At 56.8% G+C, this 15,781-nt stretch carries 10 protein-coding genes; 6 read left to right on the top strand and 4 right to left on the bottom strand.

Annotated elements, in window-relative coordinates; all coding sequences use genetic code 11:
• Window positions 1-196 precede the first annotated feature (196 nt).
• The gene (gene rfbB, locus BG22_RS10225; RefSeq protein WP_140495307.1) at window positions 197-1,258 is read left to right on the top strand and encodes a dTDP-glucose 4,6-dehydratase; all 1,062 of its coding nucleotides are present in this window, start codon (window positions 197-199) and stop codon (window positions 1,256-1,258) included.
• 173 nt (window positions 1,259-1,431) lie between these two features.
• Window positions 1,432-2,886: a bifunctional dTDP-4-dehydrorhamnose 3,5-epimerase family protein/NAD(P)-dependent oxidoreductase gene (locus BG22_RS10220; RefSeq protein WP_140495305.1), complete on the top strand. Its 1,455-nt coding sequence runs from the start codon at window positions 1,432-1,434 to the stop codon at window positions 2,884-2,886.
• Between the two features lie 277 nt (window positions 2,887-3,163).
• Here the strand turns inward: BG22_RS10220 and BG22_RS10215 are convergent, their stop codons facing one another.
• Window positions 3,164-4,363, bottom strand: a complete 1,200-nt coding sequence (locus BG22_RS10215; RefSeq protein WP_140495303.1) for a CAP domain-containing protein — start codon at window positions 4,361-4,363, stop codon at window positions 3,164-3,166.
• 310 nt (window positions 4,364-4,673) lie between these two features.
• Here BG22_RS10215 and BG22_RS10905 point away from each other — a divergent pair, with 310 nt between their 5' ends.
• A complete protein-coding gene (locus BG22_RS10905) occupies window positions 4,674-5,435 on the top strand; it encodes a hypothetical protein (protein WP_181163489.1) in 762 nt (253 codons plus the stop codon).
• A gap of 77 nt (window positions 5,436-5,512) precedes the next feature.
• Here the strand turns inward: BG22_RS10905 and BG22_RS10205 are convergent, their stop codons facing one another.
• The gene (locus BG22_RS10205) at window positions 5,513-7,384 is read right to left on the bottom strand and encodes a phosphatase PAP2 family protein (protein WP_140495301.1); all 1,872 of its coding nucleotides are present in this window, start codon (window positions 7,382-7,384) and stop codon (window positions 5,513-5,515) included.
• 309 nt (window positions 7,385-7,693) lie between these two features.
• Between BG22_RS10205 and BG22_RS11305 the strand changes: the two genes are divergently transcribed.
• A complete protein-coding gene (locus tag BG22_RS11305) occupies window positions 7,694-9,604 on the top strand; it encodes a hypothetical protein (RefSeq protein ID WP_140495299.1) in 1,911 nt (636 codons plus the stop codon).
• A gap of 62 nt (window positions 9,605-9,666) precedes the next feature.
• On the opposite strand, the gene BG22_RS10195 is transcribed toward BG22_RS11305, so the two are convergent.
• Entirely contained in the window at window positions 9,667-11,028 is a 1,362-nt protein-coding gene (locus BG22_RS10195; RefSeq protein ID WP_140495297.1) for a hypothetical protein, read from the bottom strand.
• Between the two features lie 55 nt (window positions 11,029-11,083).
• Entirely contained in the window at window positions 11,084-12,055 is a 972-nt protein-coding gene (locus BG22_RS10190) for a glycosyltransferase family 2 protein (RefSeq protein ID WP_140495295.1), read from the bottom strand.
• Between the two features lie 145 nt (window positions 12,056-12,200).
• Here BG22_RS10190 and BG22_RS11300 point away from each other — a divergent pair, with 145 nt between their 5' ends.
• Window positions 12,201-13,490, top strand: coding sequence for a site-specific integrase (locus tag BG22_RS11300; protein WP_140495293.1), 1,290 nt, complete (start codon window positions 12,201-12,203; stop codon window positions 13,488-13,490).
• Between the two features lie 275 nt (window positions 13,491-13,765).
• The coding region (locus BG22_RS10180) for an InlB B-repeat-containing protein (protein ID WP_140495291.1) at window positions 13,766-15,781 on the top strand (2,016 nt) is incomplete at its 3' end.

Raw genomic sequence — 15,781 nt, 5'->3', positions numbered from 1 at the left:
CAACATCTGCCATTTGTTACGCACCTTTCAAACATATGCAGCAATTCTGAAATCACGCACACGCAATGTTCGCTTTGCCTATCCTACTTGAAGCCCGGCATGACCAGCCTGAATGCGACTGGCTTGGACCTACGCCACGCTTACAATGGGAGCCATACTGTAAATATCCGCATCAACTTGTGATTCGAGGAACTTCATGCCCCAGTCTCCGGAACACCGTGATTCCACTACGCTCAATTCTGAAGAAGTTTTCACTCCTCATAACATCATCGTGACCGGCGGCTGCGGCTTCATCGGTTCGAATTTCGTGCATTACGTGTACAACAATCATCCGGACGTGCATGTCACGGTGCTGGACGCGCTCACCTACGCGGGCAATCTGGAGAACATCAAGTCGATTCTGGGCGATCGGGTGGAGTTCGTGCACGGCAACATCTGCGATGCGGAGCTGCTGGACAGGCTGGTGCCGGGGCATGACGCGATCGTGCATTACGCGGCGGAGTCGCATAACGACAATTCGATCGCCAACCCGGAGCCGTTCCTCAAAACTAATGTGGAGGGCACGTTCCGTCTGCTGGAGGCGGCGCGCAAGTACGATGTGCGCTACCATCATGTGAGCACGGACGAGGTGTATGGCGACCTCGCGTTGGATGATCCGGCGAAGTTCACCGAGGAGACCCCGTACCACCCGTCCAGCCCGTATTCGTCGACGAAGGCGTCGTCGGACCTGCTGGTGCGTGCGTGGCATCGCACGTTCGGCATCCGTGCCACGATTTCGAACTGCTCGAACAACTATGGTCCGTATCAGCATGTGGAGAAGTTCATCCCGCGTCAGATCACGAACATCCTCGACGGCCTGAGGCCGAAGCTGTACGGCAACGGCTCGAACGTGCGCGACTGGATCCACACGGACGACCACTCCACCGGCGTGTGGACGATTCTGACCAAGGGCCGCATCGGCGAGACCTATCTCATCGGCGCGAACGGCGAGCGCAACAACCTGACGGTCCTGCGCGACATCCTGACCGTGATGGGCAAGTCGCCGGATGATTTCGACTGGGTGAAGGACCGTCCGGGCCACGACCGCCGCTACGCGATCGACGCGACCAAGCTGCGCACCGAGCTGGGCTGGGAGCCGACGCACACGGACTTCCAGAAGGGCTTGGAGCAGACCATTAAGTGGTATACGGACAACCGCGCGTGGTGGGAGCCGGCCAAGGCCGCCACCGAAGCCAAGTACAAGCAGCAGGGACAGTGACTCGTCGGATTTAGACGATAATGGCTCCCCTCTCTCTGAGGGGAGCTGGTGGCGAAGCCGACTGAGGGAAGTACGGGAGCGCGGCGTGGTGCCGGCACCCCTGCGAACGGACCAGCCAAGGCGGCGCCCCCCGTAAAAAGCAAAGCCGAAAACGTGTATGTGAGGAGTGGATCATGTCATTTGAATTCGAGAAGCAGCTCAAGGTCACGGAGACGAACATTCCGGGCCTGCTGGTGTTCGATCTGCCGGTACACGGCGACAATCGTGGCTGGTTCAAGGAGAACTGGCAGCGTGCGAAGATGACCGCGCTTGGTTTGCCGGATTTCGGCCCGGTGCAGAACAACATCAGCTTCAACGCCACCAAGGGCGTGACGCGCGGCATCCACGCGGAGCCGTGGGACAAGTACATCAGCATTGCGGCCGGTGAGATCTTCGGCGCGTGGGTGGACCTGCGCCCGGGCGAGAGCTTCGGTCAGGTGTATACGACCCGTCTGGATCCGAGCAGGGCGATCTACGTGCCGCGTGGCGTGGGCAACAGCTTCCAGGCGCTCGAGGACGGCACCGTGTACACGTATCTGGTGAACGCGCACTGGAGTCTGGAGCAGAAGAAGACGTACACGTTCGTCAACCTCGCCGACCCGGAGCTGAACATCCAGTGGCCTATCCCGCTGGAGGAGAGCGAGCGCAGCGAGGCGGACCTGCATCACCCGATGCTCAAGGACGCGAAGCCGATGGCCCCCAAGCGCACGTTGGTGACGGGTTGCAACGGGCAGCTGGGCCACGCGATCCGCGCCTACGCCGAGGCGCACGACCTGCATGGCTTCGAATACACGGACATCGACACGTTCGACTTCTCCGACCCGGCCGCGTACGAGCGGTTCGATTGGAGCCTGTACGGGACGATCATCAACGCCGGCGCGTTCACGGCCGTGGACAAGGCCGAGACCCCGGAGGGCCGTCCGGTCGCGTGGAAGGCCAACGCGCAGGGTCCGGCATTGCTGGCCCGTGTGGCCAAGGACCATCACATCACGCTCGTGCATGTGAGCTCGGACTACGTGTTCGACGGCACCGTCGAGCAGCACACGGAGACCGAGCCGTTCGCGCCGCTCGGCGTATACGGCCAGACCAAGGCCGCCGGCGACATCGCCGTGGCCAACGCGCCCGAACACTACATCCTGCGTTCCAGCTGGGTGATCGGCGAGGGCCACAACTTCGTCAAGACCATGATGACGCTCTCCAACCGCGTGGCCGACCCGTCCGACAAGCTCAACGAGGTGACCGTGGTGGACGACCAGTACGGGCGCCTCACCTTCACCAAGGATATGACGGAGGCGATCTTCCACCTGCTCGACTCGCACGCCCCCTACGGCACCTACAATCTCACCGGAAGCGGCAAGGTCAAATCCTGGGCCGACATCGCCACCGCCGTGTTCGAACAAACCAACCACAACGGCGACAAGGTCAAGCCGATCACGACCGCCGAATACTTCGCCAACGCGAAGAACCCTGTAAGCCCGCGCCCCGTGCATTCCGCACTCGACCTGACCAAAATCGAGGCCACCGGATACACACCCGCCAACTGGGCGGAATCTCTGAAAACGTATGTGTCACAACACATCAGCGAATAAAGCATGCGACACTCATCCCTTATCGCTTTCCATATATGGGAAGACCTCTTACTTTGAGCCATAAGGCAAAGAGCGTGCTAATTCCAACTGTTTCTGATGGAGTTAACACGCCCTTTGCCTTTTGCAATAGAGACGCTCATGAAAGCCACGAATAGGTCGCCTCTTGTCAAAAGTTTTGAGTTAAGCAGCAGCGACAATCCTCATGTTTTTACGACCGCAGTCACATCTTTCACTAATTTTTATAGTGTGACAAATACCGTCAGAATCGGTATAAACACTACTTCAGCGCAATCCAAGCCACACTTTCTTGCGTCCAGCCAGCGGCGCCGACGTTCTCGTACTCATCAAAGTTAGTCGTGAATACATGTTCGCCGCTGTTTGGATTGTAAAGGCGGTACACAGGAACATCACCGTTGTCGGATATATGCCACGCAATGCCCTCGTCGCGCCATCCGCTGCTGGTCAAACTACGGGCTTCAGTCTGGCTCATCGTATAGTGGTGGGTACCGTTATTCGGGTTATAGACGCGGTACACCGGGTATCCCTTGGAAGACACAGTGAAAGACACGTTCTCATACCGCCAGCCCGCGGCCACTAGACCGTCGGACTCGGACTTGGAAGTGGTGTAGTGGTGAAGACCGTTGTTCGGGTTATATATGCGATAGACCGGGGTCTCCGTACCGCCTTGCTCCGGCTTGGAGGAACCATCATTAGAGTTCGCGACGAGTAGCTTATAGTTGACGAGGGAAGCAATATACGCATCCACAGTCACGCCTTTGTCACTCGAGGAACCGGCGAAATTCTGAGCGGCGTAGGAACCGGAAATGCCATAGCCGGTGACATTGTACGCTGAGTTAGTGATGTTGAGGTAGTGCCCGACAATATTTTCGTCACGAATGTGGAAGTCATAAGCCGCCTTTTCCTTGACATACCAACCGGCGTAAGGATCCAGATAACCAAATGCGATATTCTGTCCAGCCGAAGTATAGCTGCCATAGTCGAACGGATCGTAATTCTGATGTTCCATACTGTTCTTGGAATACATCTCATCAGAAGCAGTCTCCGCCATCGCCGTGATGAGATAGCTCACACGCAATGGAGCAAGACCACGGAAATTGTTATCCGTAGCGCGCAGTACATTCCCGCGCTTAAGAGCCAGGGCAGCCTTAATGGCATTGTCAATCGATGTCGCCGAATTGGCATCGCCTAAGCGCAAATACTGTGCACGTGATGGATCGGCACGCACCTGATCGAACCATGCGACTGCATCCTCCGCCCCGATGTACTCGTAATACCCGAGCATGCTGTTGCGAATCTGCGAATCGGAGCTGACTGATTTCATACTCGTGAATGCCGAAATCGTTGAATCAGAAACAGGGTTTTCGTCTGCGAAAGCAGTGGAGACCGGGCCGGCGATGGTCAGTGCGGCCACGGCTGCAATCGAAACCGCGGCCTTGCCAATAGAACGGATTATCATGATTCCCCCTTCTCGGGATTTCCTCACGGCGGCCTCTGCCCTATGGTGCTTTGCCACCTATTTCCAACTCAGATTTTACCGTTCATGCATCATCATGAAAATGCACCATTTAAACGTTTTCTGTCTACAGGGAATTCCTCAGGCAAGACGGAAAGTCCTCCAGCTCATCTTGTTGGCAGAAGAACGAGAAGTTGACCTGCGTGCCAGCATGATAATGAGCATCACTTCGAAGAAAACCCGCAAAAGGTTACTCCAACTGAAGTATGCTGAAAAAACTATACCGATGAGGTTATAGAAGAAAGGAACCGTTATGTCTACACATCACGCATGCACAGATAGACGCATGAGGGGCACGGCCCATAGGTTGCTTGCTGCGCTCGTTGCGGTTATAGGCGCCGTTTCTCTTACATTCGGGTTGGCACCCACTTCGTTCGCCGAGGATTCAGGTGGTACCGTCGACATGTATCGTATGTACAATCCGAACAGTGGCGAACACTTCTATACGGGTAAGACCACGGAACGGGACCAGCTGCGCGGATCGGGATGGAAGTATGAGGGCGTAGGCTGGGTCGCTCCGGCACAATCGGATACGCCAGTGTATCGTCTGTACAATCCAAACGCCTCGGATCACCACTACACTACATCCGCCGAAGAGCGCGACCAGTTACTTCAAGCCGGTTGGACGGATGAGGGTATCGGATGGTATTCATCGGACACCAACCGCGGTTTCACCGTGTATCGTCAATATAATCCGAACGCGAAATCTGGCGCGCACAATTATACACTGGACAGCGGCGAAGCCAGCAATCTGATTGCCCACGGTTGGCGTGACGAAGGCGTTGCCTGGTACGCGATTGGCGGTGCGACTCCGGCACCGGTCGACCCTACTCCTACGCCAGCTCCTAAGCCTAATCCCAATCCGAATCCAACACCCACGTTGCCCGGAAGGCAAGTAACGCCGGGGGCGCACTGCAAGAAAATCGAGGTTGGCCAACTCGGAACTGCCCACGGCAAAATCTACGTATGCAAGTACGGTGCCGGAGACAAGATTCCTCGCTGGTATCCGCGTTAGCTCCCCCATTTAACAAAGGAATGGGGCCGCTCTTATCGAGCAGCCCCATTCACATCAGATTATAGGATGGTAAGCAATCACTCAGCAGAGGAACCCTGCCAAGCTACCTTCTCCTGACGCCAGCCGGCGGCGCCGACGTTGTTGTACTCGTCCTTGTCGGTGGTGTACACATGCTCGCCGGAGTTCGGGTTGTACAGACGGTAGACGTCCACGGTGCCCTTGGTGTCGGTGTACCAAGCCGGATCCTTGGCGGACTCGTCCTTCCAACCGGCCTTGATTAGGTCGTTGTGTTCCTTCTCGTTCACGGTCCAGTTGTGGGTGCCGTTGTTCGGGTTGTATTCACGGTAGACCGGCTTGATGTCCGGGTTCTTGGCGTCGGCCTTGGCGGACTGGAAGGCGATGCCTTCGTAGTTCCAGCCCTGACGCACCAGAGAGGCGATTTCGTCGGTGCTGGTGGTGTAGTGGTGCAGGCCGGAGTTCGGGTTGTACGCACGGTAGACCGGCACGGTCTTGGCGTTCGCGTCGGCGACGACCGAGGCCTCGGGCTGGCCGAACTCGATGTTGGTGATCTTGCCGTTGGCGGCCACGGTCACCTTGGCGCTGTAGGCCTTGGCAAGGTTCAGACGCTGGTAGCCCTCAGAGGAGGCGTCCAGCGGGTAGCCGGAGTCGATCTCGGAGGCAGCGAGCACCTGACGACGCTGGTCGGCGGTCAGGGTCGGGAAGGTAGTGTACAGCAGGTTCTCGGCGCCTTCGGGCACGACCGGGTCCTGGCCGGCCTTGCCCGTCTGGGAGAAGTTGTAGGTCAGGCGGTTGGTGTACACGTCGATGGCGGACGCACGGTCGGTGACGGCCTTCTTGGAGACGGCGTCGACGAAATCGTTCGTGTAGCCGTCAGCGGCGTTGGCGCCGAGGTTGTTCACGCACTCTTGGACGGTGTCGTAGTTGTTGGCGTGCTCGGTGGCGTGCTTGTCGGCCACGCACTTGGAAGCCAGGTAGCTCTGCAGCTCGTTGTACGCCGGAATCAGTTTCGAGGAGCGGAACTGGGTATCGGACCAACGGGCCGTGTTGCTGGCCTCGCCGTCGATGCGGCCACCCATGATGTCGAGCGGGTAGTGCACGCCGAGCACGATGCGGTTGTTGCCGGCCTCGGAGGCGCGGGTCACGATCTCAGGGCCGAGCTGGGGCACGAGCGTGGCCAGCGCAATGCCGCCGGAGTAGGCGTAGGTGGTGTGGCCCGACGGGAAGGAGCCGGAGGTCAGGAAGCCATCGTAGCCGGCGTCGTGCTTGGCACCGTCCGCGCTGGTCCACACCGGCACGCGCACGATGTTGACGGACTTGTCAAGGCCGGCGGCCACGTAGCCGGCGTTCGTGCGATCCACGAACGGACGCGGGTGGTTGAACGTCACCTTCGCGCTGCTGGTGTCGAGGTAGTCGGCCATGAGGGAGACGCTGTAACCGGTCTTCGGATCGGTGTGGTCGCTGATCAGCAGCTGGTAGGTCAGCGGCAGGGAGCCGTTCGCAAGGCCTTCGGAGAAGTACTGGCTGAGCACCGGGCCCAGGGAATCGGGCAGGGTTTCGGCCATCTTGTAGTCGGAATCGATGAGAGCGCGCTGCTGCTGGGCGGTCGGCGTGGTGGTGCCGTCGCCCTGAGCGTCGGCCTTGGCCGCGGTGTTGTTGATGTTCTGGGTCATCGCGTCGTTGTTGCGAAGCACTTCGGCGTTCTTCACCACGCCCTTGCCGAACGTGCTGGGGTCGTTCTTGTCGAACGAGTTGGACGGCAGGTAGTAGTTGTCGTAGTCGGCCAGCAGCTTGACCAAATCAGGCTGGGTGGCGTCGGACGGATAGGTTTCGGCCGCGTTCGCGGTCATGCCACCGGTGGCGAGCATGGCCAGTGCGGCGACGCTCGCGGCTGTTCCCATGAACAGCTTGGACTTCATCGTGTTCTTCATGTTTCTCCCGTTCCTTGTGGAAGGTTCCGAGCGGCTTCTTATGACAACCTGCAATGCAGGCCGTCGCGCAGCCGCTTAAACACGAATGCCGATGACGTCCGCAGACATCATCGGCATATCGGCACTTCCAGTTGTAGACGCATATTTTAACTTTGAAGCTTGAGTCAGAGATTGCTCATACGCATGAAACTTAAAATTCATATTTGCAGGCAGCAATTCAGGCACCAGGCGTCATCGGGGGGGTAGCGTATTGATTGTTGGATGGTTACCGAATGCCGTCCATGATCGGGAACGAAGGGAGTTCTTGTGATGAGAAGATTGAGCAAGGTCGCGGCGTTGCTGGCCGCGGCAAGCATGTTGTTCGCCGGTGGGGCCGTGGCCCATGCCGACGAGGGAGCCTCGACCACGCCGCAGGAGGCCACGCCCCAGACGCTGCAGACCACTCCCCGCGCAGCCGCGAATGATGACGAGGCCAAGTGGAACGCGGTGAAGATCACGGGCGCGACCGTGGAGGACGTCGGCGCGCATTCCGCCGGTCTGAAGCTCACGTACACGGTCGACCCGGCGTACAAGGATCAGATCAAGTCGATCTGCCCCGTCGTGGACGTGTATGACATCAGCCGATTCAAGTATGATGGCCCCCAAGGCGCCAAACTCATGTGGGCCAGCGGCGGCTTTGGCTGGGATTCCCCGTGCGAGGGCATTAAGGATCCTGATGTCACGCCTTCCGATTATCAGAGGATCTTCGGCGAACAAACCTACACAGCCACCTACAACGACGGACTGTCCCTCACCCAGACCGGCCACTACTGGAACCGCTTCATTCAGGACGCTTGGGATACGGAGAAGCGTCCAACCAGCGGCACGTTCGACATGACGCTAATCGGCTTGGAGCCGAACCACTTCTATGGCAACCGCAACACGACCCCCAACATCAGTATCGACGACGTCATGCTCCAGTGGGCGGGCGCTAATCAGGACAAGATCGGCCAGACGGTGGACGTTGACATCCACCAGCTGGCAGCGAGCGTCAAAGTGGACTACACCGATGGGACCAGCAATACCGTTGATGGTTCAGACGGTTGGACCAGTGTCGGTAGGAACGCTGTGGCCGTCCCCGATTTCACGACGACGGCAGAGCCGAAGGCACCGAGTGAGGAATCGGTGCTGGGCTCCTCGAAGAACGATATGACCTCTCAGGATGGCAACGCGAAGCAGGATTCCGTGTACCGCCTGTACGTGAAGAACCTGTCCGCGGAGTGCAAGGCGCAGCTCGACGCAGGCAAGCCGAACCCGTGCGTGTGGTACGGCTACATCTACTCCACCCCGACCGCACTGACCGATCCGTCGGGCGCCCCATACGTGGAGGTCCAGAAGGACGACAAGGCCACCGACCCGGCCAAGCAGTACTACGTGGACGTGTACATCCCCAAGACCGTGGCCGACGGCGAGCACAAGATCGCCCTGACCGACGGACAGGGCAAGCTGCAGGGTTGGACTCCGGTGACGGTGGGCGAGGGCACGCCCGCCGAGCAGACCGCGCAGAAGCTGTACGAGGAGTGGGGCGACCCGATCGTGGACACCACCTTGCAGGCGGGCCGCGGCGAACTGTCGAACCCGGACGACTACACGAAGGAGTCCCTGGACGCCTACAAGACCGCTCTGGCCGGGTTCGCCAAGAAGCTCAGCGGTGTGCAGAAGGACGCGTTGAACAACACGGACAAGGCGGCCGCCGTCGCCCTGCTCGCCAAGCAGGAGAACCTCAACGACCTGTACAACGAGCTGCACAACGCGCACGAGCAGCTGGTCAAGTACGTGACGGTGTATCGTTTGTTCAATCCGAATGAGAAGCGGGCCGGCTCCCACCACTACACGGCCAGCGCCAAGGAGCGCGACGACCTGGTGGCCGCGGGCTGGAGGGACGAAGGCACCGCGTTCGTGACCACGTCGAAGGGCGATCCCGTGTACCGCGCGTACAACCCGAATGATGGCTCGCACTTCTACACGCTGAACAAGCAGGAGTTCGACGACGCGGTCAAGGCCGGCTGGCATGACGAGGGCGTCGCCTTCCATGTGTCCAAGGACGCGAAGGTGCCCCTGTACCGTCTGTACAACCCGAACACGGGCGAGCACTTCTACACCACCAACGCCGACGAGGCCAAGGGCGACGTGGCCGCCGGATGGCGCGACGAAGGCACCGCCTGGAACGTCATCAAATAACTATAAGTCACATTAATCGAATGGCGCCGGATAATACCGGCGCCATTTTTGTAATAAGTCGTTTATAAATTACCTTGCCACTGTACACCATGCCAATTACAAAGTTGCGCAGCGTATGCAAATATATACAGACAGCATCCAATGTAGCATACAAGGAAAAACCCTGTAAGCAGCAGCGATATCGAATTATCCACCTTAAAGGAATCACCAATTCCAACTACAGCCATGATAATAAATGGAATCAATAGGTAAATAATATAACGTCCTTGCGGCTGATAATCCGTATGTAACGCATAAAATATAAACAGACCTAATGTAATCAGCGAAGCGGAGACACAGCCTATTACCATCATCCTGAATCGGACGTCCCTCCAGCGCTGCGTGACATGCGCAAGCATCAATCCGGAAACTATCCCACCGAGCAGGTAATACGACACCGTAAGCGCATAAGGTGCGGCAAAATACAACGAACCAAAATACGCGACAAAGGATTGCATGGTATCACGTACAAAATCGGAATGAAGCAGCAGTGTGACTATGCCTTGGCTATATGGATTTTGCAGCTGCTGCCCGCCGTCCTGCAACCATTGATAGTAGCGAGCCCTGAATGTAGCCATCCCAATCAGGTCATGGTAACGAATCACGTTTGCCGCGAACCACGGAAGCACCAGAACCGCTGCGAGTCCCGCAGCGGTGGCGGTCAGTTTCAATCCGCGTTTCCTGTCCCCAATATTCTGTAGATACACCGTTATCAGGAAGATGACTATGGCCATCAGAATGAAACCATAGGAATTCCAGTATCCCAGCCCACACATCGTAATGCCAAGAGCTAAGACAACACAGTTCCATGTCGTCCATCGTTGCTTCAATCCGGAAATCAGCGCATACACCAGCACACTGACACCGGACAAGGCGGCGATGTCGTTATTCATATATGACGAGAGAAACGCAAATTGCGGCCAAAAGCCAAGCAAACCCACAGCCAAGCATCTGAAGATGACTGCATTGCTCCGATTAGAAAAGACAATCGCCACACTACGATCCAACGCCAATAGCGCAATAAGCCCAAAGACTATACTGGCGAATCGTCCACTGACAAAAATCAAACTCGCGGACAGCCCAACGCTTTTGGCGATGAACATAAAGAAAGCACTAATGTAGCCCGCCAACATCTGCGGATAGAATGCATACGACCAATTTCCCAACCCATAAATCGCACATGAGTCATATCCAGATGGGAATAGATGCCCATTAAGAATGCAACGTGGGATGAGGGCCCTCATCATTTCATCAGGGCCGCCATCTTCTCTTCCCAATCCCAGCGAAAAAGCCGTATGAAAATATAATATGCCAGCAGCAACAAACAGAAGAATCTCAACCGTTTGTCCAATCCAGATTAGCGCGATTCGCTTATCGATACCCATCTTGTCAAATTCTTTGCACGTCATTCTTGTTAATCGAAAAATGCATATACCTTAATTACCTATGCAGATGCTCTTCTTGAATTAAATAGTTTGGCCGATGTTTTGTCTGCATGAAAATCCTACCGAGATATTCACCGATAATACCCAAGCTTAACAGTTGTACTCCACCCAGCACCAACACAACAATCAAAGTCGACGCATAACCCGGAACATCAATGCCTTGCACCAGTGTCCTGATAAGAACAACCAACGCATAAATTACAGCACTTATCGACACTAAGCATCCCACCCATGTTGCAATCTTCAAAGGCAGGATAGTAAAACTCGTAATACCATCCATTGCAAGGTGAAACAGTTTAATATAATTCCACTTTGTTTTACCCGCAATACGCTTATCTCTATCATAAAGAAATTCTATCTTTTTAAAACCAATCCAACTGAACAGAGCCTTGGAGTTACGCTCTGATTCATCTAGTCGCCTCAAAGCATCAATACATTTGCGGTCAAACAAGCGAAAATCACCTGTGTCTTTTTGAATAGCCACTCCGGAAACTCGCTGAAGCAATTCATAGTACCAACGACTTGTTGCCTTCTTCAGCCAGCTTTCCCCGTCCCGTGACCTTCGGCGAGCATACACGTCGTCGTATCCCTGTATCCACAGTTCAGCCATTTGAGGAATCAGCTCTGGAGGGTCCTGCAAATCGGCATCGATAATCACCATCCCATCCGTATGCACATGTTCTATTCCCGCATACATAGCCTTTTCCTTGCCGAAATTGCGAGATAGGAATATAAAGTCCACATAGGTATGCTGTGATGCATATTCCCGAATTAATTTTCTGGTATTATCGTTGGACCCATCATCAATAAACAGCAGGGTATATTCAATCTTTGGAGATAGCTTCTCAGAATTCTGGACCAAGGCGTCCATACGTTCAAACAGCGTAGGTAATGATTCCTGCTCGTCATAACACGGAATAACCACCGTCAACGTTTTGTCACTGCTTTTATCCTTTGGCTCATGCATCCTGCTCTACAACTTTCCTTATGCTATCCCACTTGCCATATTCTGACAATCACCATAAATAAACATACCCTAGAACCGCAACGCGATATCCGGTTCCCTTGTGGCATAGGGTCCTTTGACCACCCAATAGAACTACTGTGGATGAATGGCAAGGGTATGGATTGACGATCTCTGGCTAAAGAATGACGACGGCCTTCCGCCGTCGTCTACCGCGAAACGCTCCTTGGCCGCTGTGAGCGACCCGATGACTGCGCAAGTCCCCGAACGGTGGAGATCCTCCCGATACGGGAAAGGCATGCGATGGCGCTGCCGCTGGTACACCATTGAAGACGAAAAGCGCTGCCAGCACTCTAAATCCTTCCACAAGCTCGCCGACGCCGAGGCGTTCCAAGCTGGCATGGAGGACGATGTACGCCGCGGACGCTATGCCGATCCAAACAATGCGCGCAAACCATTCAGAGACATCGCTGACATGTGGTTACGATCGAAGAACCATGTGAGCGAAGGCGTACGGGCGCGTTACGAGTGCGAACTACGCGTGTATGTGAACCCGCGATGGTCCAACACCCCTATTGGGTCAATTACCCTCGACGACGTGGCCCGGTGGGTGAGCGACTTGAGCACAGGGAATTATCCCGTAAGTTTGGCCGAGGAGCGTAAGCCGAAACCACTCTCCCCCAGATCGATAAAAAGTATTGTCAAGGTGGTGTTCGCCGGCGTACTAGACTATGCGGTAAAAGCGCGGTATCTAATGACTAATCCCGCACGGGACGTGGAGATACCAAAATCCGAATACCATGACTTGATTTTCTTGGATATCCACGAAATCGAGGCACTGGCCGACGCGGCGGAACAAATCGGGAGACCTGTAGACGGCCTTATTATACGGTTCCAAAGCTATGTGGGAACACGAATCAACGAGTCATTCGCATTGCAGGTGGGTGATCTGGACCTGAACCACCGTAAGGCGCGCATCCGCCGTACATGGAAGAACAGCGCCAAAGCCCAACGTCTGGGACCACCGAAGTCAGGCAAACCACGCACAGTAGCCATTCCGAAGTTTCTCATCAAACCACTGCAGGAACAAATCAAAGGGCAACCGGAAACTGCATACGTGTTTCGTGCGGTACGCGGAGGTCATATCAATGATCACAACTGGCGGAGGAAGGTGTGGCACAAGGCCGTGGAACTGGCAAAGCTGGAAGATGTGCAGGGACTGACTCCGCACAGCCTCAGGCACTCATATGCGGCGATTGCCATTAAGGCCGGGGCGGATGTGAAGATTCTCCAACGACAGATGGGACACGCATCGGCCAGTCTGACGTTGGATGTATACGGATTCCTATTCCCGGAACGTCTGGAACAAGTTGCAGACGCGGTGGATATGGAGCGATCCATGGTGCTGGAAAGCGGCAAACGCGCGAAATCGCGGTGAGACGAAAATCGCCAAACCCGCGAACCAGTCGCAGGACGGATTGCCGGTATCGTGTCTAGGTCGTGTCTGGTTATGGTCAGGACACGAATCGAAGGCGAAGAACGGACCATTACAAAAGACGGGTCTAGATGCATCAGCAGATCAATCGCGGTCGTGTCTAATCGTGTCCATCATGCTGACAGAACGCTTACGCATCTCGCAAAAACAGATATTCCGGCACATTTCAAGTACAAGCGCAGGCTGAACCTATAGCCCTAGAAGAAAGGTTCCTGACTATGACAGGAAACAACAAGGTTTGGCGCGCGCCGCTCGCCGGCCTCGCCTCGGTCGCGATGCTCGCGACCATGGGCGTGGCCGCCGGCACGGCGAACGCGAATCCCAGCACGGATCCGTACGCGCTGCCGTCGAACACGAATTTCCAGGTGAGGGTGTTCCGCAAGGACACGCCCTACAAGGCCGAGGCGGCCACGACGTCTTCCAACTACGAGTACGGTGATACGTTCGATCTGAGCAAGGTCAGCGATCCGTACGCGGCCGACAAGACCGACGGCAAGATCCTGACCGGGTACTCGTATGATCTGGCGGGCAACGACAAGGTCGCGGACGGCAAGATCGCCGTCAAGGGCGACACCAAGTTGTACGCCCAGTACGCCGAGGCGCACACCGTCAACTTCGACATTGACGGTGACGGCACGGCCGATGCCCAGGCCGAGGTACAGGACGGCAAGTCCTTGGACGCCGCCGCCTATCGTGGCAGCGGTGCTGAGACTCTTGCAGTGAGCGCCGCCACATCGGCGGGCAAGGTGTTTGCCGGATGGAAGACGACCACGTACAAGGACTTCTCGAAGTCCGACCTGTACACGAACCAGGCCGTGAACTCCGACATCACGCTGTACCCGGTGTTCGAGACCTACTCCTCTGCCCAGGACGAGGCCAACGTGTCCGTGGTCACGTTCAAGTTGGCTGACAACGACCCTGTTGCCACTTCTAAGCTGTACACGTTCGCGGACAGCCCGTTCCCGGCCTACCGCGTCCCGAACTTCTCCGGCGTCGAGCAGTGGAGCGCCGACGGCAACAAGACCGCCTACGACTTCACCAAGGACGTCGACAACGACGCCAACCACACCTTCAACGCGGCTGACCTCGCGCTGGCCGGCTACAGCGACTTCGGCGACGGCAACTGGACCGTGACCTACGACTATGGCCACTACAACCTTGCAACGAAGTTCACGACGGATGACTTGGATTCCTCGAAGGCCGGCGCGCAGCTGTACGTGGCCGAGGGCTCCACGATCGCCGAACCGAACGACCCGGCCCAGTGGAACGCGGAGTTCACCGGTTGGTACACCGACAAGGATCTCAAGACCAAGGTCGACTTCTCCAAGCCCGTCGAGAATCTGGGCGGTTCCACCGGCGCCCGCACGCTGACCGTGTACGCCGGCTGGGACGAGGACAACATCGCCCAGGTCAACTACTACTACGGCTACAACGACGCCGCATGGAACGTTCCTGCCGCTTCCGTCAACGGTAAGGTGGCCGCCAAGACCGGCGCCGCGGTCGAGTTCGTGACCAGGGGCTCCGGCATCAAGGCCCCGACCGGCGTGGAGGACTACTTCCAGACCGCCGCCGACAAGGACCACGGCACCTACACGTCCCGCACCGTCAAGCAGTGGCTGTCCGTGGCCGATGACTCCGCCATCGAGACCGTGAAGGCCAACACTTCCGTGTACGCGAAGTGGACCGGCGCCTACGCCATCCTGCTGGACGCGAACGGCGGCGAGTTCGCCAACGGCGAGAAATACATCTACGTCACGAAGACCGACTCCCAGAAGTGGAACGAGGTCGTCGAGACCCCGACCCGCTCCGGCTACGTGCTGGACTCCAACAAGTGGTACAGCGCCGACGGCCAGTGTTACGCGAACCTGAACGACGGCAAGTGGTACTGGGTCAGTGACTCCCACGCCAACGAGCCGACCGGCGCCCTGCTTTCCGACGGTGTGCTCGACAAGCTCGTCGCCCACTGGGTCGTCGCTTCCGAGCAGGCCATCCCGGCCGCGCTTTCCGCCTACCCGCTGAACGGCGCTACCGAGGCCAGCGGCTGGGTTCCCTCTTTCGCGAACCGTCAGGCCGACTATGCTCTGTGGGCCCGTTACGCGAAGTCCGAGGCGCAGTGGAAGTCCTACGTGGACTACATCTACGACAGCCTGAAGGACGAGTACCAGTCCTACTTCCAGCTCACGGATGCCCAGAAGAAGTACGAGGCTGCCGAGGCTCTTGCTTCGAAGCTTGCT

It is taken from the genome of Bifidobacterium sp. UTBIF-78 (genome assembly GCF_006408945.1).
Taxonomy (GTDB): domain Bacteria; phylum Actinomycetota; class Actinomycetes; order Actinomycetales; family Bifidobacteriaceae; genus Bifidobacterium; species Bifidobacterium myosotis.
The sequence above is the reverse complement of the archived record's forward strand: the minus strand, read 5'-3'. Positions and strand labels throughout refer to the sequence as shown.

Bases quoted from the DNA above. Each gene is read 5' to 3' on its own strand.
- BG22_RS10215 (WP_140495303.1), bottom strand. From the start codon at position 4,363: ATGATAATCCGTTCTATTGGCAAGGCCGCGGTTTCGATTGCAGCCGTG.
- BG22_RS10195 (WP_140495297.1), bottom strand. From the start codon at position 11,028: ATGGGTATCGATAAGCGAATCGCGCTAATCTGGATTGGACAAACGGTT.
- BG22_RS10190 (WP_140495295.1), bottom strand. From the start codon at position 12,055: ATGCATGAGCCAAAGGATAAAAGCAGTGACAAAACGTTGACGGTGGTT.
- BG22_RS10905 (WP_181163489.1), top strand. From the start codon at position 4,674: ATGTCTACACATCACGCATGCACAGATAGACGCATGAGGGGCACGGCC.
- BG22_RS10205 (WP_140495301.1), bottom strand. From the start codon at position 7,384: ATGAAGAACACGATGAAGTCCAAGCTGTTCATGGGAACAGCCGCGAGC.
- BG22_RS11305 (WP_140495299.1), top strand. From the start codon at position 7,694: ATGAGAAGATTGAGCAAGGTCGCGGCGTTGCTGGCCGCGGCAAGCATG.
- BG22_RS11300 (WP_140495293.1), top strand. From the start codon at position 12,201: ATGGCAAGGGTATGGATTGACGATCTCTGGCTAAAGAATGACGACGGC.
- rfbB (WP_140495307.1), top strand. From the start codon at position 197: ATGCCCCAGTCTCCGGAACACCGTGATTCCACTACGCTCAATTCTGAA.
- BG22_RS10220 (WP_140495305.1), top strand. From the start codon at position 1,432: ATGTCATTTGAATTCGAGAAGCAGCTCAAGGTCACGGAGACGAACATT.